This is a genomic window from Pseudomonas sp. NFACC42-2, assembly GCF_900116055.1.
Classification (GTDB): domain Bacteria; phylum Pseudomonadota; class Gammaproteobacteria; order Pseudomonadales; family Pseudomonadaceae; genus Aquipseudomonas; species Aquipseudomonas marginalis.
In genome coordinates, this window is record NZ_FOZO01000002.1 from 22,646 (window position 1) to 46,328 (window position 23,683).

Consider the following 23,683-nt stretch of genomic DNA (forward strand, 5'->3'; position numbering starts at 1 on the left):
GCAGATGAATAGTTTTGCGCAACCGCTCCAGGGCAACGCCCCCCTCATCAACCGCGACCGCCTGTGGCAATCGCTGATGGACCTGGCGCAACTGGGCGCCACGGTCAAGGGCGGCGTATGCCGCCTGGCCCTCACCGACCTGGACCGCCAGGCCCGTGACTTGTTTGTGCAGTGGTGCGAGGCCGCCGGGTGCAGCGTCAGTGTCGACGCCATCGGCAATATCTTCGCCCGCCGCCCTGGGCGTAATCCCGCCCTGCCGCCGGTGATGACCGGCAGCCATATCGACACCCAACCCACCGGCGGCAAGTTCGACGGCTGCTACGGGGTGATGGCCGGCCTGGAAGTGATCCGCACCCTCAATGACTTGAAGATCGAGACCCAGGCGCCGATCGAAGTGGTGGTATGGACCAACGAAGAAGGCTCGCGCTTCCCGCCGTGCATGATGGGCTCCGGGGTATTTGCCGGTAAGTTCGACCTGCAGGACACCCTCGACAAGCAGGACGAACAGGGCCTGTCGGTGGGCGCCGAGTTGCAGCGCATCGGCTATGCCGGTTCACGTGCGGTGTCGGGCCACCCGGTCGGCGCGTATTTCGAAGCGCATATCGAGCAAGGCCCGGTGCTGGAAGACCAGGCCACCACTATTGGTGTGGTCATGGGCTGCCTGGGCCAGAAGTGGTTCGACCTGACCCTCACCGGCGTCGAAGCCCATGCCGGGCCGACGCCGATGCACCTGCGCAAGGACGCCCTGGTGGGCGCCGCCGAGGTGGTCAGCGCGGTCAACCGTATCGCCCACCAGCAACAACCTCACGCCTGCGGCACGGTCGGCTGCCTGAGCCTGCACCCGGGGTCGCGCAATGTGATTCCCGGCCAGGTGCACATGACCCTCGACCTGCGTCACTTGCATGCCGACAAGCTGCAGGCCATGGTCGATGAAGTACGTGGCGTGATCGAAGCCACAGCAGTCCGGCACGGGTTGATCTTCGAACTGACGCCCACCGCCGACTTCCCGCCCCTGGACTTCCACCCGGCCTGCGTCAACGCCGTGCGCGATGCGGCGGGTGCCTTGGGCCTGAGCCATATGGACATCGTCAGCGGCGCCGGGCATGACGCGATTTTCGTCGCCGAGCTGGGCCCGGCCGGGATGATCTTTGTGCCGTGCGAAGGCGGCATCAGCCATAACGAAATCGAAAACGCCGCGCCGGATGACCTGGCGGCCGGGTGCGCCGTGTTGTTGCGCGCCATGGTCAACGCGGCACAGGGGGAACAGCCATGAGTGACATAGGTGAACTGACGGCCGTACAACTGCTGGCGCATTTTTGCGACAAGACCCTGTCGCCGGTGGACGTCACCGAGGACGCATTGCTGCGCATCGAACGCCACAACCCGGTGGTCAACGCCTACTGCCATGTGGACCCCGAGGGCGCGCTGCGCGCCGCGCGGGCGTCGGAGCAACGCTGGTTGAAGGGGGAGCCCTGCGGTGCCCTGGATGGCGTGCCCGCCTCGATCAAGGACCTCACGCTGACGCTCGGCATGCCCACCCGCAAGGGCTCGCGCACCTCGTCGGCCGAGGGGCCGTGGGACGTCGACGCGCCCTTCCCGGCCTTTATGCGCAAGGCCGGCGCGGTGCTGCTGGGCAAGACCACCACCCCGGAATTCGGCTGGAAAGGCGTCACCGATAACCCGCTGTACGGCATCACGCGCAACCCGTGGGACACCCGCACCACGGCGGGCGGTTCGTCCGGCGGCGCGGGGGCGGCAGCGGCGCTGAACCTGGGCGTGCTGCACCAAGGCAGCGATGCCGGCGGCTCGATCCGCATCCCCTGTGCGTTCACCGGCACCTTCGGGATCAAGCCGACGTTCGGCTATGTACCGCAGTGGCCGGCCAGTTCGATGACCATCCTTTCGCACCTGGGGCCGATGACCCGCACCGTGGAAGACAGCGTGCTGATGCTGCAGGCCGTGGCACAGCCGGATGCGCGGGATGGCCTGATCGGCGCGCCAAGGACCACGCCATGGCTCACGCCGCACACGGATTTGAACGGCCTGCGCGTGGCCTACAGCCCCACGTTTGGCTACGTGGATGTCGACCCGCAGGTGGCCAGGGTGGTCGCCCGGGCGGTCGAGGGCCTGGTGCAGTTGGGTGCCCATGTCGAGCAGATCGACCCTGGCTTCAGCGACCCGCTGGAAGTGTTCAGCACCTTGTGGGCAGCGGGCGCGGCACGCCTGACCGGGTCCATGAGCGACGCACAGAAACAACTGCTGGACCCTGGGCTGCTGCGCATTGCCCAGCGTGGCGAGCAACTGAGCCTGGATGACTTCAACGCAGCCCTCGAAGCCCGCGCCGCGCTGGTGGCCCGTATGGCGGCGTTCCACGAGCATTACGACGTGCTGGTCTCGCCGATGATGCCGATCACCGCGTTCGAGGCCGGGCACAACGTACCGCCCGGTTCCGGGATGCAGGAATGGACCGAGTGGACACCGTTCACCTACCCCTTCAACCTCACCCAGCAACCGGCAGCGTCGGTGCCGTGCGGCTTGGCGGCGAATGGCTTGCCGGTGGGGTTGCATGTGGTGGGCGCGCGGTTTGCCGATGAGCAGGTGTTGCGAGTGTGCCGGGTGTATGCCAAGGCGTTTCCGAACCGGCACTTACAGACACCGATCACCCCAACACTGTAGATCCAAATGTGGGAGGGGCGGTGCGACGATTCGACTTGCCTCTCCCACATTTTCTGAGCGCACTCCAATCCCCTGCCTCTACAATGCCTCCCATTCATCCCCGGGGGCTTCATGGACATCGAACTGGCACGCACTTTCCTGGAAATCACCCGCTGCGGCAGCCTGGCCGCCGCAGCCGAGAAACTGCACGTCACCCAGACCGCCATCACCGCACGCGTTAAAAACCTGGAAAGCCAGCTGGGCAGTACGCTGTTCGTGCGCAACCGTGCCGGTGCGCGCCTGACCGCCGACGGCGAGGCATTTGTGGTGTACGCCAACCAGTTGCTGCAAACCTGGGAAGCCGCGCGGCGCGACCTGCCGTTGCCCGATGGCTACCGCAATGTGCTGCATATCGGCGGGGAAGTCAGCCTGTGCAACCCGCTGATACTCGGTTGGGCCCGGGCCCTGCGCGAACAGATCCCCGGGCATGCCCTGCGCACCGAAGTGCGTGAAGGTGAATACCTGCTGCGGCAGCTGGAGCTCGGCGTACTCGATGCCGCGCTGGTGTTCCAGCCGCAGTACTGGCCGGGGTTGCAGGTGGAGCAGGTGCTGGAAGAAAAACTGATCCTGGTGCAATTGACGAGCAAACCGGCCCCGTACGTCTACATCGACTGGGGCCCGGGTTTCCGCCAGCAGCACGACGCCGCTTTGCCCGACAGGGCTCGCGCGGCGGTGAGTTTCAACCTCGGGCCGCTGGCATTGCAGTACATCCTCGAGAACGGCGGCGCCGGGTATTTCCGCACGCGGGTGGTACAGAGCTACCTGGACAGCGGCGTGATGCAGCGCGTGCCCAAGGCCCCGGAGTTCAGCTTCCCGACGTTCCTGGTGTACTCGCGGGCACGGGATTCGGCGGTGTTGCAACAGGCCCTGGGGCTGCTGCGTGAAGTGGTCAAGGCCGAGAGTGACTGGTCGCAGCGCTGGGACCCGTTGATTTGAATCACCGTATGTCGCCGCACATGCTAGCCTGCGGGTGTGTCCTCTCGCAGCCTTACCGATGAACAAGAAAAAGTCCGTCACCATCAGCGACATCGCCAAACGCGTCGGCATGACCACCATTACCGTGTCCCGGGCGTTGAGCAAACCTGACCTGGTCAAACCGGCCACCTTGGCGCGCATCCTCGACGTAGCGCGCGAACTCGACTATGTGCCCAACGCCTTCGCCCGCGGGCTCAAGCGCAGTGAAAGCCTGATCATCGGCGTGATCACCGCGTCAGTGGACAATCCGTTCTACAGCGAGATGATCAAGGCGATTTCCCGCGAGGCCAAACAGCACGGCTACACCATCATGCTGGTGGACACCGATGAGCTGGAGGAATTGGAAAGCAAGGCGGTCGATACCCTGCTGGGCTACCGCGTAGCAGGGATCATCCTGTCGCCGGTCTCCGACGAGCCAAGCTACCAACCCGATTACCTGGAGCGACTGGGCAATGGCAAGACCCCAGTGGTGCTGCTCGACCGTACGATCCACGACAGCCCATTCAGCCGCGTGGTGCTCGACAACTACCACAGCGGCATCCAGGCTGCACATTACCTGCTGCGCCAAACGCCCGATCTCAAGCGCCTGCTGGTGCTGACCGGCCCCGAGCATTCGCGCATCACCGTCGAACGCCTCAAGGGCCTGCGCGAAGTGCTGGCCGAACACCCGCAGGTACAGGTGGAAGTGCAAGCCGGCGACTACACGCTGATGCCCTCTTACCTGCACACCCTCGACTACCTCGCCGAACACTCGGCGCCGGACGCGATCATGGGCTTCAACCAGTTGATCACCCTGGGTGCCCTGCGCGCCCTGCGCATGCACAACATTCCCCATGACAGCCTGACCATCTGCGGCATCGATCGCCTGCCCTTCGCCGATATCTTCGGCGTACCGATTGCGTGCGTGGCCCACGACGCCTCGCTGGCCGGCAGCAGCGCGGTACGCCTGCTGCTCGATCGCCTGGAAGACCCGCACAAACCTCGGGACAAGGTGGTGATCGCCGGCAAGCTGGAGAACGGCTAGCGGCTGGTGTAGCCGCCGTCGATCGGCAGGCTCACTCCGCTGATCATGCTGGCGGCATCGCTGAGCAGGAACAGCACGGGTAACGCCACTTCCACGGTCTCGGCAAAGCGCCCCAGGGGGATTGCCGCCAATGCAGGATCACGCTTGGCCGGGTCGGACCAGGCCATGGTTGCCATCGGCGTGAGCGTTACCGTGGGGTTGACACTGTTCACGCGAATGCCAAATCGGCCCCATTCGGCGCACTGCACACGGGTAATCGCATCCAGCGCGGCCTTGGAGGCGCAGTAGCTGAGGTGGTCGTCCAGCGCGACCAACGAGGCTTGGCTGGAGATGTTGACAATGCTGCCGGCGATGTTCGCTTCGATCATTTTGGCCGCCACTCGGCTGGCCACCTGGGCGGCGGCGCGGGCGTTGATCTGCATGACCTGATCAAAGGCTTTTGCACTGATGGAGGCGGCGGGTTCCAGGCGCGAGATGCCCGCGCAGTTAACCAGGCCATGCAAGGGCGGCAAGTCTTGCAGGGCGTTGTCGAGGGCGGTGCTGTCGGCGATGTCCAGGCACAGGGTGTGGCAGCCCAGTTGCGACAGGGCATTGGCGTCGCGGCCGAGGGCAAAAACTTCGGCGCCGCTGGCGATCAGTTGCCGGGCAATTTCACGGCCGATGCCACTGCTGGCGCCGGTGACGAGAATGCGTCGGTGGGTGAAGTTGAAGACTGCGTTCATGATCACTATTCCCTAGGCGATAAAGATCCCCTGTGGGAGTGAGCAAACCCGCTCCCACACTTTTGGACCGTGTTGATTCAGGTGGCTTGCAGGTTGTGCATGATCGGTCTCAGGGCCGGATACAGTTTCAGATACTCGGCGAACACCCGGTCATACGCCTCGACGTTTTCCGCTTTGGGCTCAGCCCGCAACGCCAGGTGCACCCACCCTTTATCCATTTCCCCATCACTCACCAGCCCCACCGTATGCGCCGCCAGCAACGCCGCGCCCAAGGCGGCCTCGACTTCCTGGACAATGGTGTACACCGGTAACCGCGTGACGTCCGCGATGATCTGCATCCACAAATCCGAATGGCTCGCGCCCCCTACCACGATCAAGCGCGGGTCCAACGAGTGCGCGCCACGAGTACCCGCCTCGATGTTATGGCGCAGGGCAAAACTCACCCCCTCCAATACCGCGCGGTACAGGTGGATACGGCTGTGATACAGGTTCAGCCCGACAAAACTGCCGCTGGCGCGGTCGTCCCACACCGGGCTGCGCTCACCCATCAGGTACGGCAGGAACAACACCCCTTCGCTGCCCGCCGGAATGTTCATCGCGCTCTGTTCCAGCAGGACCAGGCTGTCCTGACCGCTGGCCTTGGCCTGTTGTTCCTCGGCCTGGCAGAACTGTTCGCGAAACCAGCTCACCGACGCCCCGGCGGTGATCGCGCCACCGAAGATGTACAGGTCCCGGTGGCCGTTGTAGACATGGGGCATGCTGACCAGGCCGTGGTGCGCCTCCACCTGCTGGTTCAGGTAGCCCCAGCACATACTGGTACCGATCATCGCCACATGGTTGCCCGGCTGCGTGACGCCGGCAGCCAGCGTTGCCATGGCCGCGTCCACGCCACCGGCAAGCACCGGAGTGCCCGCCTGCAAGCCCAGGCGCGTGGCCCAGTCTTCAAGCAAACCACCGACGACTTCGCCGGAATACAACAGTCGCTGCGGCATCATCGCCAACGGTATATCCAGCGCCGCGAGCATTGCTTCGGACCAACCCCGCGCCGCCACATCGTAGACCCCGCCGATATTACCGGCGCTGCTATGGTCCACCGCCAGCGCACCCGTGAGGCACCAGTTGATATAGCTGTTGGGCGGCAGCAAGTAGCGGGTTTTCGCCCAGACCGCGGGCTGGTGCTGCTTGAGCCAGAGCATCTTGGTGAAACCGTAATAACTGTCCACCGAGTTGCCGGTGATCGTGAACAGACGATCCAGGTCGACATGCTCGCGCACCCACGCCACCTGCTCGCCGGCGCGGCGGTCCATCCAGATCAGGCAGGGGTGCAACGGTGTCATCTGCCCATCCACCGCGATGCCCGAACCGCCATACAGGCTGCTGATGCACAGCGCCTTGACCTGGTCTTTGGCCACTCCGGCCTTGACCATGCATTGCGCCACGCAGGCCTCGACCGCATCCAGCCAGACCTGCGGCCATTGCTCCGCCCAGCGCACCTTGGGGGTATCCACGCTATACCCCTGGCGGTGCTGGGCAATGATCGTGCCTTGAGCATCCACCAGCAGCGCCTTGGTACTCTGGGTTCCTATGTCCACACCCATCACGTAGTTCATGCTGCTACTCCTGGGATGGCAGCACCGGTTTCAACAACACCTTGATCGACTTCGTCGAATTGGCCAGCTCAAAGGCTTCGGCAAAGTCATCCAGCGGGAAATCATGGGTGACGATGCCCTTGGAGGTGACCAGTCCGCGCTCGAACAGGTCGATGGCAATCGGGTAGCAGTAAGGGCCGAGGTGGGCGCCACGCACGTCCAGCTCCTTGCGGTCGCCGATGATCGACCAGTCCACGCTGGTCTCGGCGCCGAACACACTGAACTCGACAAACCGACCAAGCTTGCGGATCAGGTCCAGGCCCTGGGTGACGCCGGCCGGCACGCCGGTGGTTTCGATGTAGACGTCGCAGCCGTAATTGTCGGTAAGGCCATTGATCATCTCGCGGGCGTTGTCCCGTGCCGGGTTGATCACCACGTCGGCGCCGAATTTTTTCGCCAGCTCCAGGCGCTCATCGACCATGTCGATCACCACCAGTTTCTTCGGTGTTTTGAGCGCCGCGACCTGCACCATGCACAGCCCGAGGGTGCCCGCACCGGCGATCACCACCACGTCGTCAAGCTGGATATCGCCACGGTTGACGGTGTGGATCGAGCAGGCCATCGGCTCCACCAGCGCCGAGTCTTCCAGCGAAACCGACGCGGGAATCTTGTGCACAATGGCGGTCTTGGGAATGCGCATGTACTGCGCCATGCCACCTTCGGCCACTTCACGCTGGAAGCCGAAGATGTTGTGCACTTCGCACATCCAGTACTTACCCGACTTGCAGAAACGACACTTGCCGCACGGCACGATCTGTTCGGCGATAACCTTGTCGCCCACCTGTACCTCGAAGTGTTCCTCGGCGCCCTCCCCCACTTGCTCCACATAACCGAAAAACTCGTGGCCCGGTACCACCGGCGCCTTGACCCACGGGTTGTCGCCGCCCCAGAACATCGCCGCGCCCGAGTGGCACTTGCAGTCACTGGCGCAGATGCCGCACGCGGCGATGCGGATCACCAGTTCATTGGGCCGCGCCTGGGGTTTGCCGATGCGTTCCAGGCGGTAGTCTTTGGGGCCGTGGCAGACGACGGCTTGCATTTGGGTGTGCTTGTCCATGATGGTTGGCCTGTATGAGAGAAGTTTATTTATGGCGCTGACGGCTGATGAAAATCGCCAGCAAAATGATCCCGCCCTTGATCACGCTCTGGACGTAGGGCGACACCCCGAGCATGTTCAATCCGTTATTCAAGACCCCGAGCAGCATGGCGCCGAGCAAGGTGCCGACAATCACCCCACGCCCGCCGGCAATCGACGCGCCGCCGAGTACCACGGCGGCAATCGCATCCAATTCGAACGACACGCCGGCATTCGGCTGGCCGCTCATCAGGCGTGAGGTGAGCACCAGCCCGGCAATCGCGGCGGTCAGGCCGCTGATGCCGTACACCAGCAACTTGAAGCGCGCCGCGCGCAAGCCGGACAAACGCACGGCTTCTTCATTGCCGCCGATGGCGTAGATGTAGCGGCCGATGCGCGTGTGTTGCAGCAGCACGTAGGCGGCCAGGTAAGTGATCAACATGATCAGGATCGGCACCTGGATGCCGAACACGCTTTCGCGACCGAAGAAGGCAAACCAGTCCGGCAGCCCGGAAATCGGGTAGCCGTCGGTGTACATCAGGCCCAGGCCCCGGGCGATGCCCATGGTCGCCAGGGTGACGATGATCGGTGGCATGTGCAGGTAGGCCACGAACAGACCGTTGCCGATGCCGAACGCCACGCCGATCAGCATACCGACACCTATCGCCAGCCCCGGCGGCAGCCCCGCGACCATCAGCCCGGCCGTCAGCGTGCCGGACAACGCCATCACGGGTCCTACCGACAAATCGATGCCACCGGTGAGAATCACGCAGGTCATGCCCACCGCGATAATCGCGTTGATCGATACCTGGCGCGCGATGTTCGACAGGTTGCTGGCGGTCAGGAACGTGTCGCTGGCCAGGATCATCACCAGGGTCACCACCACCAGCCCCACGAACGGATAGAACGCCGGCGAGCGCACCAGCCGCGCCAGGTTCAGGCGCAGCCGAGCGGTGTCAGCGCGGTTAATGGACGTATTCACTTGAGCCCCCTGTTGCATGGCGCATGACCTCTTGAGGATTGACGGCGGACGCTTCCAGGACCTTGACGATCGCGCCCTTGTGGAACACGGCGACGCGGTCGCACATGCCGATGACTTCGGGCAGTTCGGAGGAAATCATGATGATCGCGTAGCCCTGTTCGGTGAGGCTGCGCATCAGCGCGTAGATCTGTGCCTTGGCGCCCACGTCGATGCCGCGCGTGGGCTCGTCGAACACCAGCACATCGCAGTGGTGGTTGATCCAGCGGGCGATCACCACCTTTTGCTGGTTGCCGCCGCTGAGGTTGAACACTCGGCTTTCGCCGCTCGGGGCCTTGATCGACAGCTGCTTCATCAATGCCTCGACGCTGGCGCACTCCTTGGCCTTGTCGATCAGGCCGCCGGCGTTCTGGTATTTGGGCAGGTTATTCAGGGAAATATTTTCGCGAATGCTGAAATCAGTGATCAGCCCTTCGCTCTTGCGGCTTTCCGGCAGCAGCCCGATGCCATGGGCCAGCGCCTGGGCCGGGTCGTCAAGGCGGATTTTTTCACCACGCAGCCACACCTCTTTGCTCACCGACGGCAGCGCGCCGAGCATGCCCAGGGCCAATTCAGTGCGACCGGAGCCGACCAGACCGGCAAAGCCGAGGATCTCGCCCTTGTGCAGTTGAAAGCTGTTATGCGGCCCGTTGCGCACGAGCTGGATGTCCTTGACCTCCAACAACAACGGACCGCGTTCGGCGCCGGGCTTGGGCGGGAAACTGCATTCCAGGCGGCGGCCCACCATCATTTCCACCAGGCGGTCGATATCGCTGTCGGCCACATCGGTCACGCCCACGTTGCCGCCGTCGCGCAGTACGCTGATGCGGTCGCACACCTGAAAAATCTCTTCCAGGTGATGGGAGATAAAAATCACCGCCACGCCCTGCCGCTTGAGCTCACGCATGATCTCGAACAGCAGTTCGGCCTCGCTGGGCGTCAGGGTCGCGGTGGGCTCATCCAGCACCAGCAAACGCGCATCCAGGGCCAGGGCCTTGGCGATTTCGACGAATTGCTGCTCGGCCACGCTCAAATGCTTGACCGCGCAATGCAGGTCGATGCTCACGCCCAAACGCTGGAACAACGCCTCGGCGGCCTCGGCCATCTCGCGTTTGCGCAGCAGGCCAAAGCGGTTGCTCAGCTCATGGCCGAGGAAGATATTTTCCACCGCCGTGAGGTAGGGAATCAGGCTGAACTCCTGGAACACGATACCGATCCCGGCAGCGATTGCGTCGCGGTAAGTAGCGAAACGTTGTGTCTGGCCGTCGATGAGGATGCGCCCTTCGTCCTGATGCTCGACGCCGCCGAGGATCTTCATCAGGGTTGATTTACCCGCGCCATTTTCGCCGAGCAAGGCATGGATCTCGCCGCGCTCGACTTGCAGGTTGATGGACTTGAGGGCCTGCACCCCCGGGTAACGCTTACAGATATTTTCCAGCTTCAGAAGACTGCTCATGCCGCCGACCTCTCGCTCAGAAGGATGACCAGGGCCCCACGCATGCCGAGGGGCCTGGGCGGTTTACCAGCTGAAGTCCTTGGCCTTGGCCTGGTCGATCAGAGTGATGTCCACCGGGATAGTGGCGGGCACTTGCGAGCCCCACTTCCTGGCCAGGGCAATACCCAGGGCCAGGCGGACCTGGTCACGGGGGTACTGGGCCGAGGTGGCGATGAATTTACTGCCGGGTTTCTGGATCGCCTTGATCGCTTCCGGCGCGCCGTCGACGCTGACCAGTTTCACGTCCAGGCCGCTGGCCTCAATGGCAGAAAGCGCACCGAGGGAGCCGTTGTCGTTCACGCTGAAAATACCCTTGAGGCCGGGTTGGGCCTGCAGCATGTTTTCGGTGACGGTCAGCGCCTGGTCACGCTCCTGCTTGCCGTTCTGGACGCTCACGATCTTGATGTCCGGGTGCTTGGCCACGGCCTCTTTGCAACCGCGCACGCGCTCTAGGATCGGCACCACGGCGATGCCGGCGAGGATGGCGATATTGCCTTTGTCGCCGATGTGCTGGGCCAGGTATTCACACGCCTGGAAACCGGCGTCGAAGTTCTTCGAACCGACGAATGAATCCAGCGGGCCTTCGGCCTGGGCGTCCACCGCCACCACCACGACACCGGCGGCGTGGGCGGACTTGACGGCCGATTGCACGCCTACCGAATCAGTGGGGTTGATCAGCAGGATATCGATGCCTTTTTGCAACATGTCTTCCACGTCGCTGACCTGCTTGGACACGTCGTGGCGGGCATCGGTGATGATGAGTTTCGCACCGATGCTCGCGCCGGCTTCTTCCAGGGCGTTTTTCATCGTGACGAAATAGGGGTTGTTGATTTCCTGGAACGACGCGCCGATGCGGATCGGCTTGGGGGCGTCGGCGAACGCCGGTACAGCGTTGCCGAGAGTGATGCTTACAGCCAATAAACACAGGGTTTTCGGGAGCATTTTCATGGCGTGGTCTCTGTTTTGTTTTTATTTTTAGAGCAAATGTTATCGTTAACATTTTGCGAGAAACTAGCAAGGAAACCAGGCCGGTGCAAGAGGCCGTTGGTCAGTCCCGAACAAATGTGGGATCGCCGGTGGCGAGCCTGTCGCCGAAACGAGCGTTGGCGAAACGAAAAAAAAGGAGCAGCCGGTTCCGGCTGCCCCTTTCATTTATCGCGATGTATCAGTGTGTGATGTTCTGGGTGCAGATGTGCCCCAGGCTCACGTAAGGGACGTTATCGCCGCCCACTCCCACACCTTGGAACTCATCCAGCTCGATGCGCCAGCCACCGAAGTTGAAGGTGGTGTCCCAGTTGTACGCCACGCCGGTGCTGCTGTCCGGGATTACCACACGGTAGTCGCCGAAGCACTCACCCAGGGAGGCGCTGGCCAGGGTCGCGCCAGCACTGTTGGTGGTGGCCTTGAAGTCGGTCCAATGGAACTCGGCACCGTCAAAGCGTTTGTCGACGCGCAGGATCGGCGTTACCCCCAGCAGCGGCACGCCCGTGGAGTCGGCCCATTGGGTCGACCAATTCAACGTGCGCGCGGTCTGCGTTGCCAGAGGGAACACCGACACCGGTACCCGCACAATGTTGTCGCCCTTCACGTCGAAGCTCTTCAACTGAGGCGCCGAACCCAAGGTCAGGTTGTATTGGACACTCGGATCCTGGGTGACGCCAGGGTTGGCACGAACCCGCACTTGCGCCACATAGCCAGGTGCCAGACCGGAGGCAACCAGGTCATCGCCGACCGGTACCTGGACCCAGTTGTTACCTTCCAGACGCTCGAAGATCCACTGGTCACTCACCTCTTTTTTGTCATCGCTCAGGGACATCGCCACGTTCTGGCCACGGGTGGCCTGGAACGCGAAGTAGTCGACATCATCCGGGTTGTCGAGATTGCCCGTCACCTTGTTCAGGGCGTCGGGCAGCACGAACGAGGCTTGCGGGGTGTCGTTGGGTTCATAGGCATCGATGTTGGTGTCCACCGCCACGCCAAAACTGAACTGCGCGTCGGTGGCCTCATTGGCCACCATGTACCAGTAATAATCCCCCGCCGGCAGCACGCCATCCAGGAACTCATCGGCATTGCCCGCGTTGTCGGAGGTACCGATCAGTTGCGGATTGCCCTGGCCGTCATCCCGGAACAGGCTCAGCGACATATTGGCACCGGCACTTTGGTCAATCAGTTGCACCAGCACGCGAGCACTTTGCGGCAGGTTGAAGTGGTAGGGAAACTCCTGGCCTGTCTGCACATCGGTGATGGTGTAGAGGGTATTGACGTCCAGTGTCGGAAACAGCGGCACGAATTCGGCAACCGCCGTTTTCAACTGGTCCTGGGCGGGTTTCTTCAGTTCGCTGTCAGCGGTGGCAACCGTGGTGGTTTTTGCCGGTTGACTGGCCACGGCCTTGGATTTTGCGGCCGCCTTGACCGTCATCGCCGCCTTGAGTTTTTGCTGCAACTGCGCGGAGATGGGTTTGGCTTCGAGCGTACCGCCCGACTTGAGGGCTTTTCCCGCGGCCTGCTTGACCGCCTGTGCACTCAGTTTGGGGGTGGGCTGCGAAGGGTATTGCTCGGCCAGGGCGAAGGCCGAAACGAAGCAGGAGGCCGCCATGGCCGCGCCCAGCATAAAGGCTTTTTTCGATTTCATTTTTTATCCATCCATAGTTAAAAACTGAAGGTCAGGTGACATCCGGTCACCTGGGATGGAATCTAGCCAACAACTGTATGTATGTCCAGTATTTTTGTAGGAAATTTCTTCATCTAATACCCGGTCATCTCCAGGTACCCCACCCCACCCTCAAACCGCACCGGCCCTTCCCAGTACGGAATACTCAGGTTCATCCAGGCCTTGGGGTTGACGGCCTGGGTGGTGATATCCAGCTGCTTGCCGGGAATCTTCAGCGACCAGCGTGTAGGAATCTGGCGGCCGTCAATCACCGTGGTGTCCAGCGGTGCCAGTTGGATGTCGGCGTTGTGCAGGGTCTGGGTGTGGCCTTCGCGGTCGATCCAGGTGCCGGTCAGGTAGGACGCGCCGTCGGTTTGCCGCACCCGAAACAGCATCAGTTGCTCGCCTCGGTCCAGGTGCAGGGAGAACCAGTCCCAGCCGGTCTGGCTGGCGGTCAGCGGTTGGCTGCTCCATTCGCGGTCGAGCCACGCAGGGCCGCTGACCTGATACGTCTTGCCGTCGATGCTGACACTGCCCTCGGCGGTAAAAAACGGCTGGCTGTAGTAGTACGACGCCTGGCCCTGATCGGACTTGCGGCTGTAGCCGTTGTCGCCTTGCAACACCAATGGCCGGCTGGAGGTGAGGCGCAGGTCGTAGGCAAATTGCGCACCGCTGGCCTTGAGCTGCATGTCCGCCAACGCGCTCGCGGCGCCGGGCTGGCTGGCGAAATTCCAGTCGTCGATCCAGGCGTTGAACGGCGCGGCCTGCGCCCCGGCCTGGCCGACGCCACCGCGGGCGAAGCGTTCGGCGGCGTAGTGGCGGGTGGCGGAGGTGACGGCGGCGTGGCCGAGCCATACGGTCGAGTCGTGCCAGCCCGCTTGGGTCGGCCCGGCCTTGAGGGCGTTGCGAAACAGCGTCCATTGCACGCCGAACACATTGCCCTGGGCGTCCTTGAGGTTGGCGGTGACGTACCACCACTCGATCCGAAAGCCATCGTGGGGGCCATGGTCCTCGGGAAAGCTGAAGACCTTGCCGGGCAGCACCTGGGCAAAGTCGGCGGCGTCACTGCCCAGGCCGGCGAAGCTTTCCTGGGGCGCGGGGACTTTGTCACAGGCCGCCAGCAGTAATACAGCGCACATCAACGCCCTAATCTTCATGGGCAAACGTCCTCAACAAATCCGCCGGACGGCTGCGGTACAGCTGCCACAGCGGCCAAGCCGACGCCAACAACGTGGCCAGCAGCGCCAGCCCCAGCAATTGTGCGAGCTGCCACGGGAACACTTGCAACGGCAGGCGCCAGCCAAAGGCCTGCACGTTGATCACCGCATCCAGGCACCACGCCAGCAACAGGCCCAAGGGCAATGCCAGCAGCAGCGTGAGCACCGCCAGCAGCCAGGTTTGCCCCAGGTTCAGCAGCATCAATTGCCTGCGCGTCACCCCCAATGCCCACAGCGGGGCGAGTTGACCGAGGCGGCTCTGGCTCTGGGTCAGCAGGCTGATGAACAGCGCCACGCCGGCCACGCCCAAGGTCAGGCTATTGAGCGCGGCGGTGGCGGCGAAGGTGCGCTCGAACACCTGGCTCGACCAGCCCTTGAGTTGCTGTTGATCGACGATACGGCTGTCTTCCAGGGCAAAGGCGCGCTGCACTTCAGCCACCAGCGGCGCCACGTTTTCCGGCAATACCCGCAGGTTGAATCGCGCCGGCGTCAGTGTCGGCCAGTGGGCCAGCAGGTGCCGGGAATTGACCAGCACGTGGCCCTTGGGGTTGCCGTAATCGGCGTACACCCCCACTACGGTGGGCGACCACACCCCCTGGGGCGTGGGAATGCTCACCGTATCACCCAGCGTCACCCCGAGCCGCCGCGCCAGCTGTTCGCTGAGCATCAGGGTCTCGCCTTGCTGCAACTGGTCCCACGGCGCCCTCGCCGCTTCCAGCAACGGCCAGTGCTGGCGATAGGTCGGGTCGTCGACCACGCCAAACAGATCCGCCGGCCAACCCTGCAATTGCACAGCGACCTGCCAGGTGGGCAACACGGTTTGTACCAGCGGTTGCTGCGCCAGCCAGGCGCTGAGTTGCTCTGCCTGGGCCGGGGTTTGCGGGTTGAGGTACAGCTCGGCGGTGAGGCGTTGCTCCAGCCAGTTGTTGAACGTGTGGCGAAAGCCCGAGGTCATGGAGCCCGCGCCGATATTCGCGGCCAAGGCCAACAGCAGCGCCATCAATGCCAGGCTCAGGGCCGGCAATTGTTGGCGGCAGTCAGCCAGGAACCATTGGCCGAGGACCGAACGGCTTCGCCCCAGCAGCGCCTCCAACAGGCCATTGAGCAGCACCGGCAGGCCCAGGGCGGCGCCGAGCAGCAAGGCCGCCATCAACACAAAACCGGCGGCCAGGCTGTCGCCCAGCCATAACGCCAACAACGCGATCAGCAAGGCCGTGGCCGCGACCCAGCCCTGGCGCCGCAACCAGCGCCCATGGGCCTCGCGCCAGGCCTGGGCGTTGGCCAGCGCCAGCAACGGCAAACGCGCCGCGCGCCATAGGCTGCTGGCGCCGGCAAGCAAGGCGCCGAGCAGGCTCAAGCCCAACCCTGCCGCCCACCACCAGGGACTCAAGCTCAATTGGCCCGGCACCTCGGCGCCATACAAGCCACGCAGGCTGGCGGCCACATCCGGCAGCAACAGGCTGGCCAGCAGGTAACCGCTGGCGACGCCGAGCACGCCCCCCAACAGTGACAACGCCCCCAGCTCCACCCCCAGGCCGAGGATCAACATCCGCGCACTCACCCCACAGGCGCGCAAGGTGCGCAACAACCCGCGCCGCTGCTCCAGGGCCAGGCCAATGGCCGCGTGCACGATAAACAGCCCCACCACAAACGACAGGAAACCCAGCGCATCAAGGTTCAGGTGAAAGCTCTCGGTCAACCGTGCAAGGTTATTCTCCTCGCCCTGCTTGAGCTGCAGCCCGGCGGGCGGTGTGGGATGGCGAGCGGCGAAGGCCTTGTCCACCAGCAGGCGCGAGAGCTGGCCGGGCATCTCCAGCAGCGCCTGGGCAAACCCGATATCGGTGAGCAACAGGCCGGGCGCCATATCCGCCTGGACCTGCAACGGCGGCAGGCGCTGCCCATTCAGCGTGAGCGGTTGCTGGCCCTCACGCAGTCCCAGGGCCTGCAAGGTGTGCGGCGCAATCCAGGTACGCCCCGGCGGTTCAAAGAAAGCCAGCATCTGCGCCTGGCTCAGGCGCTGCCCCGCCACCGCGCCGCTGCCGGGCAACGACAGTGGTTCGATGCCCATCAACTGCAGGCGCACGTCCTCATGCCCCTTGAGTTGCAGCCGCCCCTGCACCACCGGCGACACCGGCCACCCGGCGCGACGCAGTTGGGCAAACAGCGTTTGCGCGAAACTGGCAGCGTCCGGCGCACTCAGGCTGGCCTGGGGTTCGCCGCCGATCAATTGGCTGGCGCGCGCGTAACTGTCGCGGGCCTGGCTGTTGAGGGCCTGCACCCCGGTCAGCAGCGCGGTGGCCAGCCACAGGCCGGTGAGCACGCTGAAGAACTGCACCAGATGGCGTCGCCAATGGCTGAGCAAGGCACGCAAGGTCCAGTAAAACACCCTCACGTCGGCATGACCTGTCCATGATGCAGCACCACTTGCCGGTCCAGTCGGGCGGCGATGCGTGGGCTGTGGGTGACCATCAACAGACTGGTGGGACTGTCGCGCAGCAGGTCCAGCAGCAGTTGCAGGACCTCGTCGCTGGTGGCTTCGTCCAGGTTGCCGGTGGGCTCGTCAGCCAACAGCAAACCTGGGCGCGAGGCCAACGCCCGCCCCACGGCCACCCGTTGCTGCTGGCCGCCCGAGAGTTGTTCCGGATAGCGCTTGAGCAAGTCCCCCAGGCCCAGGCGTTCGACCAATTGCGCCTGCCACTGCGGATCAAAACGCCCCGCCAGGCGGGCCTGGAACGCCAGGTTGTCGTCGACGCGCAAGCTGCCGATCAGGTTGAACTGCTGGAACACCAGGCCAATCTCGGTACGCCGCCAGAGGGCCAGTTGCGCCTCGCTCATCCGGTCGAGGCGCTGCTCACCCACCTCGATGCTGCCGCCGTCCACCCGATCAAGCCCGGCAACCAGGTGCAGCAGGGTGCTCTTGCCGCTGCCGGACTCACCCATCAACGCCAGGCTGCTGCGCGCCCCCAGGTGCAGGTCGACCCCCGCCAGTACCGCCAACGGGCCCTGGGGGGTGGCGTAGCTTTTGAAGACACCTTGCACCTGCAACATGGGAACACTCATCGGATGGCTGGCAATCGAGAATAACGGCTGAGGATCAAGGTCACGCAAATTTTTCACATGGTTTTCACCGGCCGCCCACCCACCGCACTTTAAATTGCCGGCCAAGCGTCACTCGTCGACAACTTATTAGTTGCCACGCCTGGCAACTTTTAACCGCAGCATGTTCAGCGAAAAGACAGCCACCCTGTGACAGCCTCGCGCTTCACTTCGGGCACTTGCCGACAAGTTGCGCCTAATTAATACAACACAGCCGATAGTGACCATGGTGAATGTAGTGGTTGACCTTACCCTGATTAAACCACGCTCGCGCCGAGCCTTTTTCAAGCGCCTCAAACCGCTTTGGCTCGGGCTTACGGTGGTCGCCGTGCTGCTCACTTGCGTGCTGTTCTGGCCGACCTCCCCACGTGACCTCGGCGTGGGCAACCGCCTGCTGACGTCCCAGGTACTGCCGCTGTGGCGCGACGGCGACCTGATCGTACTGGTGCGTCATGAAGAGCGCTGCGACCGCTCGAGCAACCCGTGCCTGGGCCCGGTGGAAGGCGTGACGATCAATGGCAGCCAGCACGCCGAAAACCTGGGAAAAGCCTTTAAATCCCTGGGCATGGATGGCACCGACGTACTCTCAAGCCCCGCCATTCGCACGGCCCAGACCTCGCGCTTCATGTTCGGCAAAACCGACATGACCTCCAGCGAACAAGCCGTCTGCGGCAAGGCCATGGGCGAAGAACTGCTCGGCCACAAACAGGCTGGACGCAACCTCGTATTCGTCACCCACAGCGGTTGCATCGCCGACTTTGAAACCGCCCTGGGCTTCCCCCACGCCAAGTTTTCCGAGTACGGCAGCGCGCTGTTCGTGCAGGTGCTGGCCAACGGCAAGTTCAAGGCCCTGGGCATCATGAAAAACCAGGACTGGCCTGCCGCGCTCAAATAAATCCACGTCATTCCCTTTCCGCCACTACGGCATATGTTCAGCAAAAAGACAGCCCTGTTCTGGCATGTTTAGTTGCGCCCTTAATTAAGGTCGTTATGACTATTTCCTGTTATTTAGTGAACGCCGTGACGACTTTCACCATTACTTCATTAATTGAAAAAAACACCATCAGACGTCAAGGAGCGACGTTTTCATGACTCGCCTGAAACCCCTGCCGGTACTCTTGCTGGCCTTCGTCGCGTTTTATCTGTTGCCACTGGGCATGCACGGTTTGTGGATACCGGATGAAACCCGCTACGCCCAGATCAGCCAGGAGATGCTCCTGAGCGGCAACTGGGTGGCACCGCATTTCATGGGCATCCGCTATTTCGAAAAACCGGCCGCCGGTTACTGGCTGATCGCCCTGGGCCAGGCCGTGTTTGGCCAGAACCTGTTCGGCGTGCGCATCGCCTCGGCCCTGACCACCGGCTTGAGCGTGCTGCTCGCTTACCTGATCGCCCGTCGCCTGTGGAACGACCCGCGAAAAAGCTTCGCCTGTGCCCTGCTCTACCTGAGCTTTGGCCTGGTGGCCGGGCAGGCGGGGTATTCCAACCTCGATCCGCAATTCACCCTGTGGGTCAACCTGAGCCTGGTGGCGCTGTGGTTTGCCCTCGACAGCAGCACCCTGCGCAGCCGCCTGGGCGCCTGGGCCGTGCTGGGGTTTGCCTGTGCCATGGGGTTCATGACCAAGGGTTTCCTGGCGTGGGCGCTGCCGGTGCTGATTGCCGTGCCTTATATGCTATGGCAGCGGCGCCTGGGCGAGTTGCTGCGGTATGGCCCGCTGGCCGTCGGTGTGGCCGTGCTGGTGTGTTTGCCCTGGGTGCTGGCGATCCACACTCAGGAACCGGATTTCTGGCGCTTCTTTTTCTGGAATGAACACATCCGCCGCTTCAGCGCCGATAACGCGCAACACGTGCGGCCCTGGTGGTTCTTCCTGCCGATCATGGCGGTGGCTTGCCTGCCGTGGGCCGGGCTGCTGCCCGACACCCTGTACCAGGCCTGGAAAGAAAAGCGCCACCCGGCAATCGCCTTCCTGGCCCTGTGGTTGCTGCTGCCCCTGGGCTTGTTCAGCCTGAGCAACGGCAAGCTGCCGACCTACATCATGCCGTGCCTGCTGCCCCTCGCATTGCTGATGGGGCATACCCTGAGCGATCTGGTCAGCCAGGGCAAAACCCGCACCCTGCGCCTCAATGGCCTGCTCAACTTCGTGATCGGCATGGCCGCCATGGTCGGGCTGATCTACCTGCAAATCGCCAGGCCGCTGTACAGCAACAGCCATGCCGAGATGTTCAGCCTGTCCCTGGCGTTTATCGTGCTGCTGGGCTGGATCCTCACCAACCTGCTGCAAAGCATGCGGCCGCTGACGCTGTGGGCGATGCCGGCCCTGGGCATCGGCCTGCTGGTGGTGCTGCTGCCGTCGAGCATGCCGGCCTGCATCGCCGATAACGAAATGCCCGACCAATTTGTGCTGGAGCATCTGGATGAGTTGCAGCACACCCACGCGCTGCTGAGCAATGAACTGGAAAGCGCCAGCGCCTTGGCCTGGCGCCTGCAACGACCCGACGTGGCGCTGTATGACACCGAAGGCGAGTTGCGCTACGGCTTGCAGTACGCCGGTGCGGTCACACGCAAAGTGGAGTTGGAACAGGTTCAGGGCTGGCTCAAGGAGGCGCGCCAGCACGGCTCGGTCGGCGTGCTGCTGCGAGTCAACAGCACCAGTGAAATGCGCGAGGCCGGGCAATTGCCGCCCGGAGGCAAACGCTATTACAAGGGCTACCTGGAGCTTATCCTCTACCCGCAGGCGCCATGATGCCGGGTTATTTCAAGACCGAACGCGGCGCCCTGCTGCTGTTGCTCGGCGTCTCGGCCCTGCTGCTGCTCACCGGCCTGGGCGCACGTGACCTGTGGGGCCCGGAAACCCGCTGGGCGAATATCGCCTTGCAGATGCTGCAGAGCGGTGACTATTTCGACCCGTACCTCAAGGGCGTGCCCTATTACGACAAACCCCTGCCCTCCTACTGGCTGATCACCGGCGCGGCCCACCTGATGGGGGGCTTCGGCCCCTGGTCGTTGCGCCTGCCGTCGGTGATCGGCGCGTGGTTGAGTGTGTGGCTGGTGTACCTGATCGGCGAACGCCTGTTCCGCAAGGGCACCGGGCTGATCGCCGGCTGGATGCTCGCCACCACGTTCTACTTCCTGTTCTGGGCCCGCGTGGCCACGGCGGATGTGCTCACCGTGTGCGGCGTGCTGGCGGCCGTCGCCTGGTATTGGCGCGGCCCCGACGACACACGGCTGTGGCGCTACACGGTGTTTTTCCTGTTGCTGGCCCTGACGTCCTTGTTCAAAGGCCTGATCGGCTTCGTGCTGCCCGGCCTGGTGCTGCTGCCGCACCTGCTCGGCGAACAGCGCTACAAGCGCCACCTCAACCTGCGCCTGCTTTTGGCCGTACTGATCGCCGCCGCGGTGTACGCCGTGCCCTTCGTGCTGTCGCACGTCTACGGCGCACCGACCTATGGCGCGAGCGGCCTGGCCTTGGTGTTCCGGGAAAACGTGGTGCGTTTCTTCGACCCCTTCGACCATATGGGGCCGATCTACACCTACCTGATCTACCTGCCCGCCTACACCCTGCCCTGGACGCCGTGCTGGCTGCTCGGCCTGTGGCTGGCGGTGCGGCACTGGCGTCACACCCCACCGAACGTGCGTTGGCTGGTGTGGGGCCTGGGCCTGCTGTTTGTGTTCTTTACCGCCAGCGGCAGCCGGCGCAGCTACTACGTACTGCCGCTGGTGCCGTTTGCCCAGTTGCTGGCGGCGTGGTGGCTGAGTGAACGCGTGTTGAAAAAGCCCGCCAGCTGGCCGCGCTGGCAGAAGGCTCTGGGGATCGCTGCCGCACTCATGCTGTTGATACTTGGCGTGGCCTATCCCTGGTCCAACAGCAATGGCGGCGTGACCCGCTTCGCCGAAGAGGTGCAAGCCGAGGCCGTGAAAAGCGCGCCCTGGAACCAATGGCAGATGGTGCTGGTGGAAGTCGACAACAAGGTCCCGATGTACCTGCAAAATGGCGGCAAGCCGTTCTACTACATCGCCGAGACCCAGGACTTTCCCCGCCAGGGTGACACGGCCGCGCTGATGGCCTGGCTGGAAAAAACCAGCGGCCAAGGCTTTGACCCGCAACATACGATCATCGTCGCGCAGTTTTCCAAGGACGATCCGACGCCGCTGGCGTATTTGGGTGTGGATCATCAGGCGATCACGACCCAGCCGGACAATGGCGAGCGGCTGTTTCACAAGCGTGACGAGGGCAGTGTGGCGTTTATCCCTGCGTCACGCTGATGGCTGCGTATCAGGTGCGCGTGTACCGCACCGGCCGGGGCGGGGGACAGTGAGCCGCGGGATCATGGCAAACAGGTTTTGGCGTGAACATGCTTGTTGTGGCCTTATTTCGGTGAAATCACCGCCTCCGCCTCGATTTCGATCAACCACTCCGGCAACGAAAGCCCACTGACAATAATCCAGGACGACGGCGGCGGGTTATGGGGGAAGCGCTCACGCAGCGCCTGGGCGATGAGCTCCTGCTGATCACGTGCGGACTCGACGATATACAGCCGCAGCATTACCACATGGGACAAGTCACCCTCGACCTCGGCCAGGACTTTTTCGATATTGTCCAACGCCGTATCGGTTTGCTCGGCAATGCCTGGACCGACCGTAAGCTCCTGGGCATCCACACCTACCTGGCCGGAAAGCAGAATACGCCGGCCATCAGGCACTTCGATAGCTTGGCTGAAGCCGTATTGCAGGGAGTTGAATACGCTCTTGGGATTGATGACCTTGGGTTGCATGACGAGTCCTTGTTGTCGGTAGGAGTGCAAGGCTAACGTTAAAATTCTTACGTCTCCAGGAGAGGGCTTTGGGTGATGAAGATGAGCAGGTCCATCGGACCGCTCTTACGCAACTTTCGGGTTGTATCTGATCAACCTCGCCGCCCCCCCTTCGCGGGTCGCTGCACATTCAGAGAACGGGTGTGGAAGCCCGAACTCCCATCATGTGGAAGTGATTAGGGCCGCTGCGCAGCCCCACGCGGGACAAGCCCGCTCACCACAGAGGGAGTTCCCCCATTTGCTCTTCAACAGGCCGTGATAAATACGCTGACGCTACCAACCGCCCATCGCCAGGCTGAACGGCGAAAACTCCGCGAACTGCCAGCGCAAGGCCAACGCCGCCGGGCGGCGGACCACGTGGTCCACGGTCACCGTCCAGAGCCGCTGCGCGCCCTCGAAGCGGGCGACTTCAGGGCCGTCGAGGATCAGCGAGGTATGCCCCGCGATCTGCAGCACATCCCCCGTTTCAAAGTCGATAAACAACAGCCCCGCCACCGGGTTGGCCGCCAGGTTGCCCAGGGTGTTGAAGAACAGGTTGCCGGCAAAATCGGGGATGGTCAGCACGTCGCCCTCCACGCGCACGAAGCCGGTATTGCCGCCGCGATGGGAGACGTCCACCGAGCGTTCGCCGTCGACCTCCACGTAGCTGGCGACGAAGAAGGTGTCGGCGTTGCGGATCATGCTTTCGGCTGCGGCGTCCAGGCCGCCAAGACGCTCGACCCGGGTGCCGGGTTTACGCGCAACCCCATCGACCGGCCGCAGCTGGATGTATTTGGGGCAATTGCCGTAGGTCTGCACCACGTCGACCGACAGGCCATCGTGATCGAGCGCGCCGATACGCCCATTCATGCGGTTGCGGCGCCGGGTGTTGAGGTCGATACCCAGCAGGCCCACGGCAGCGCCCTTGTGCAAGGCCGCGCGGGCCGGGTCGCTGGCAGAAGGCAGGCTGTCAATCTGCAACGTATGAGGGTCGGGAGAGTGGACGAACCCCGGCGCGCCTTCAATCAGGGTCGCCCAGGGAATCCCCTGCTCATCCACCACGCCAAGCATCAGGTAGGGCAACAGCGGATAAAAATCCCGATGCTGCTCCGGCAGGTGATCGCGTATCACCTTGGGCCCGACCACCGCCATGCGCTCGGCCACGCCGACCGCTGCTTGTAACTGCCGTTCGCCGGCATGCCAGGGGGATTGTTCAATAGGGTTCATGGTGATCACCTCCAGTGGGTTGCCCCCAT

19 protein-coding genes are annotated in these 23,683 nt (G+C 63.3%); 7 read left to right on the forward strand and 12 right to left on the reverse strand.

What is annotated here, in order from left to right; genetic code table 11:
* Positions 1–4: 4 nt before the first annotated feature.
* From BM416_RS03860 to BM416_RS03875, 4 genes are all read left to right on the forward strand, one after another.
* On the forward strand, positions 5–1,273 hold the full coding sequence (locus tag BM416_RS03860) for a Zn-dependent hydrolase (RefSeq protein WP_092485683.1): 1,269 nt from the start codon (positions 5–7) through the stop codon (positions 1,271–1,273).
* Positions 1,270–2,676 carry an amidase gene (locus BM416_RS03865; RefSeq protein WP_092485686.1) on the forward strand — a complete coding sequence of 469 codons (1,407 nt, stop codon included), beginning with the start codon at positions 1,270–1,272 and terminating at the stop codon, positions 2,674–2,676. The genes BM416_RS03860 and BM416_RS03865 overlap by 4 nt, the downstream gene beginning before the upstream one ends.
* A gap of 111 nt (positions 2,677–2,787) precedes the next feature.
* On the forward strand, positions 2,788–3,651 hold the full coding sequence (locus BM416_RS03870) for a LysR family transcriptional regulator (protein WP_092485689.1): 864 nt from the start codon (positions 2,788–2,790) through the stop codon (positions 3,649–3,651).
* A gap of 58 nt (positions 3,652–3,709) precedes the next feature.
* On the forward strand, positions 3,710–4,714 hold the full coding sequence (locus BM416_RS03875) for a LacI family DNA-binding transcriptional regulator (protein WP_065923776.1): 1,005 nt from the start codon (positions 3,710–3,712) through the stop codon (positions 4,712–4,714).
* Here BM416_RS03875 and BM416_RS03880 read toward each other — a convergent pair.
* The 10 genes from BM416_RS03880 to BM416_RS03925 form a co-directional block, all read right to left on the reverse strand.
* Positions 4,711–5,436, reverse strand: a complete 726-nt coding sequence (locus tag BM416_RS03880; RefSeq protein ID WP_092485692.1) for an SDR family oxidoreductase — start codon at positions 5,434–5,436, stop codon at positions 4,711–4,713. The two genes, BM416_RS03875 and BM416_RS03880, sit on opposite strands and share 4 nt — an antisense overlap.
* 77 nt (positions 5,437–5,513) lie before the next feature.
* Entirely contained in the window at positions 5,514–7,046 is a 1,533-nt protein-coding gene (locus BM416_RS03885) for an FGGY-family carbohydrate kinase (protein WP_065923774.1), read from the reverse strand.
* A 4-nt stretch (positions 7,047–7,050) separates the two neighbouring features.
* Positions 7,051–8,142, reverse strand: coding sequence for an alcohol dehydrogenase catalytic domain-containing protein (locus BM416_RS03890; protein WP_065923773.1), 1,092 nt, complete (start codon positions 8,140–8,142; stop codon positions 7,051–7,053).
* 25 nt (positions 8,143–8,167) lie between these two features.
* Positions 8,168–9,160 carry an ABC transporter permease gene (locus BM416_RS03895; RefSeq protein WP_092485695.1) on the reverse strand — a complete coding sequence of 331 codons (993 nt, stop codon included), beginning with the start codon at positions 9,158–9,160 and terminating at the stop codon, positions 8,168–8,170.
* The gene (locus tag BM416_RS03900; protein ID WP_092485698.1) at positions 9,126–10,634 is read right to left on the reverse strand and encodes a sugar ABC transporter ATP-binding protein; all 1,509 of its coding nucleotides are present in this window, start codon (positions 10,632–10,634) and stop codon (positions 9,126–9,128) included. The genes BM416_RS03895 and BM416_RS03900 overlap by 35 nt, the downstream gene beginning before the upstream one ends.
* A gap of 63 nt (positions 10,635–10,697) precedes the next feature.
* Positions 10,698–11,621: a substrate-binding domain-containing protein gene (locus BM416_RS03905; RefSeq protein WP_092485700.1), complete on the reverse strand. Its 924-nt coding sequence runs from the start codon at positions 11,619–11,621 to the stop codon at positions 10,698–10,700.
* A gap of 217 nt (positions 11,622–11,838) precedes the next feature.
* A complete protein-coding gene (locus BM416_RS03910) occupies positions 11,839–13,305 on the reverse strand; it encodes a hypothetical protein (RefSeq protein WP_092485703.1) in 1,467 nt (488 codons plus the stop codon).
* A gap of 113 nt (positions 13,306–13,418) precedes the next feature.
* Positions 13,419–14,480: a lipocalin-like domain-containing protein gene (locus BM416_RS03915; protein ID WP_092485706.1), complete on the reverse strand. Its 1,062-nt coding sequence runs from the start codon at positions 14,478–14,480 to the stop codon at positions 13,419–13,421.
* The gene (locus tag BM416_RS03920) at positions 14,470–16,932 is read right to left on the reverse strand and encodes an ABC transporter permease (protein WP_092485709.1); all 2,463 of its coding nucleotides are present in this window, start codon (positions 16,930–16,932) and stop codon (positions 14,470–14,472) included. The genes BM416_RS03915 and BM416_RS03920 overlap by 11 nt, the downstream gene beginning before the upstream one ends.
* A complete protein-coding gene (locus tag BM416_RS03925; RefSeq protein WP_092485713.1) occupies positions 16,929–17,588 on the reverse strand; it encodes an ABC transporter ATP-binding protein in 660 nt (219 codons plus the stop codon). Before BM416_RS03925 ends, BM416_RS03920 begins: the two co-directional genes overlap by 4 nt.
* Before the next feature lie 274 nt (positions 17,589–17,862).
* Between BM416_RS03925 and BM416_RS03930 the strand changes: the two genes are divergently transcribed.
* The 3 genes from BM416_RS03930 (at position 17,863) to BM416_RS03940 (ending at position 21,900) form a co-directional block, all read left to right on the forward strand.
* Positions 17,863–18,531, forward strand: a complete 669-nt coding sequence (locus tag BM416_RS03930; RefSeq protein WP_092485716.1) for a lipopolysaccharide core heptose(II)-phosphate phosphatase PmrG — start codon at positions 17,863–17,865, stop codon at positions 18,529–18,531.
* A gap of 193 nt (positions 18,532–18,724) precedes the next feature.
* On the forward strand, positions 18,725–20,380 hold the full coding sequence (gene arnT / locus BM416_RS03935) for a lipid IV(A) 4-amino-4-deoxy-L-arabinosyltransferase (protein WP_092485719.1): 1,656 nt from the start codon (positions 18,725–18,727) through the stop codon (positions 20,378–20,380).
* Positions 20,380–21,900 carry an ArnT family glycosyltransferase gene (locus BM416_RS03940; protein WP_092486882.1) on the forward strand — a complete coding sequence of 507 codons (1,521 nt, stop codon included), beginning with the start codon at positions 20,380–20,382 and terminating at the stop codon, positions 21,898–21,900. The genes arnT and BM416_RS03940 overlap by 1 nt, the downstream gene beginning before the upstream one ends.
* Before the next feature lie 104 nt (positions 21,901–22,004).
* Here BM416_RS03940 and BM416_RS03945 read toward each other — a convergent pair whose 3' ends face one another.
* Both BM416_RS03945 and BM416_RS03950 read right to left on the reverse strand, forming a co-directional pair.
* Positions 22,005–22,409: a RidA family protein gene (locus tag BM416_RS03945; protein WP_065946430.1), complete on the reverse strand. Its 405-nt coding sequence runs from the start codon at positions 22,407–22,409 to the stop codon at positions 22,005–22,007.
* Between the two features lie 312 nt (positions 22,410–22,721).
* Positions 22,722–23,654: a pyridoxamine 5'-phosphate oxidase family protein gene (locus BM416_RS03950; RefSeq protein ID WP_092485722.1), complete on the reverse strand. Its 933-nt coding sequence runs from the start codon at positions 23,652–23,654 to the stop codon at positions 22,722–22,724.
* Positions 23,655–23,683 lie beyond the last annotated feature (29 nt).

What these genes read in the sequence shown, in the direction of transcription:
- BM416_RS03930 (WP_092485716.1), top strand. Translation starts at nt 17,863, where the DNA reads ATGGTGAATGTAGTGGTTGACCTTACCCTGATTAAACCACGCTCGCGC.
- BM416_RS03860 (WP_092485683.1), top strand. Translation starts at nt 5, where the DNA reads ATGAATAGTTTTGCGCAACCGCTCCAGGGCAACGCCCCCCTCATCAAC.
- arnT (WP_092485719.1), top strand. Translation starts at nt 18,725, where the DNA reads ATGACTCGCCTGAAACCCCTGCCGGTACTCTTGCTGGCCTTCGTCGCG.
- BM416_RS03900 (WP_092485698.1), bottom strand. Translation starts at nt 10,634, where the DNA reads ATGAGCAGTCTTCTGAAGCTGGAAAATATCTGTAAGCGTTACCCGGGG.
- BM416_RS03905 (WP_092485700.1), bottom strand. Translation starts at nt 11,621, where the DNA reads ATGAAAATGCTCCCGAAAACCCTGTGTTTATTGGCTGTAAGCATCACT.
- BM416_RS03945 (WP_065946430.1), bottom strand. Translation starts at nt 22,409, where the DNA reads ATGCAACCCAAGGTCATCAATCCCAAGAGCGTATTCAACTCCCTGCAA.
- BM416_RS03940 (WP_092486882.1), top strand. Translation starts at nt 20,380, where the DNA reads ATGCCGGGTTATTTCAAGACCGAACGCGGCGCCCTGCTGCTGTTGCTC.
- BM416_RS03865 (WP_092485686.1), top strand. Translation starts at nt 1,270, where the DNA reads ATGAGTGACATAGGTGAACTGACGGCCGTACAACTGCTGGCGCATTTT.
- BM416_RS03875 (WP_065923776.1), top strand. Translation starts at nt 3,710, where the DNA reads ATGAACAAGAAAAAGTCCGTCACCATCAGCGACATCGCCAAACGCGTC.
- BM416_RS03880 (WP_092485692.1), bottom strand. Translation starts at nt 5,436, where the DNA reads ATGAACGCAGTCTTCAACTTCACCCACCGACGCATTCTCGTCACCGGC.
- BM416_RS03895 (WP_092485695.1), bottom strand. Translation starts at nt 9,160, where the DNA reads ATGCAACAGGGGGCTCAAGTGAATACGTCCATTAACCGCGCTGACACC.
- BM416_RS03870 (WP_092485689.1), top strand. Translation starts at nt 2,788, where the DNA reads ATGGACATCGAACTGGCACGCACTTTCCTGGAAATCACCCGCTGCGGC.
- BM416_RS03885 (WP_065923774.1), bottom strand. Translation starts at nt 7,046, where the DNA reads ATGAACTACGTGATGGGTGTGGACATAGGAACCCAGAGTACCAAGGCG.
- BM416_RS03915 (WP_092485706.1), bottom strand. Translation starts at nt 14,480, where the DNA reads ATGAAGATTAGGGCGTTGATGTGCGCTGTATTACTGCTGGCGGCCTGT.
- BM416_RS03910 (WP_092485703.1), bottom strand. Translation starts at nt 13,305, where the DNA reads ATGAAATCGAAAAAAGCCTTTATGCTGGGCGCGGCCATGGCGGCCTCC.
- BM416_RS03950 (WP_092485722.1), bottom strand. Translation starts at nt 23,654, where the DNA reads ATGAACCCTATTGAACAATCCCCCTGGCATGCCGGCGAACGGCAGTTA.
- BM416_RS03925 (WP_092485713.1), bottom strand. Translation starts at nt 17,588, where the DNA reads ATGTTGCAGGTGCAAGGTGTCTTCAAAAGCTACGCCACCCCCCAGGGC.
- BM416_RS03890 (WP_065923773.1), bottom strand. Translation starts at nt 8,142, where the DNA reads ATGGACAAGCACACCCAAATGCAAGCCGTCGTCTGCCACGGCCCCAAA.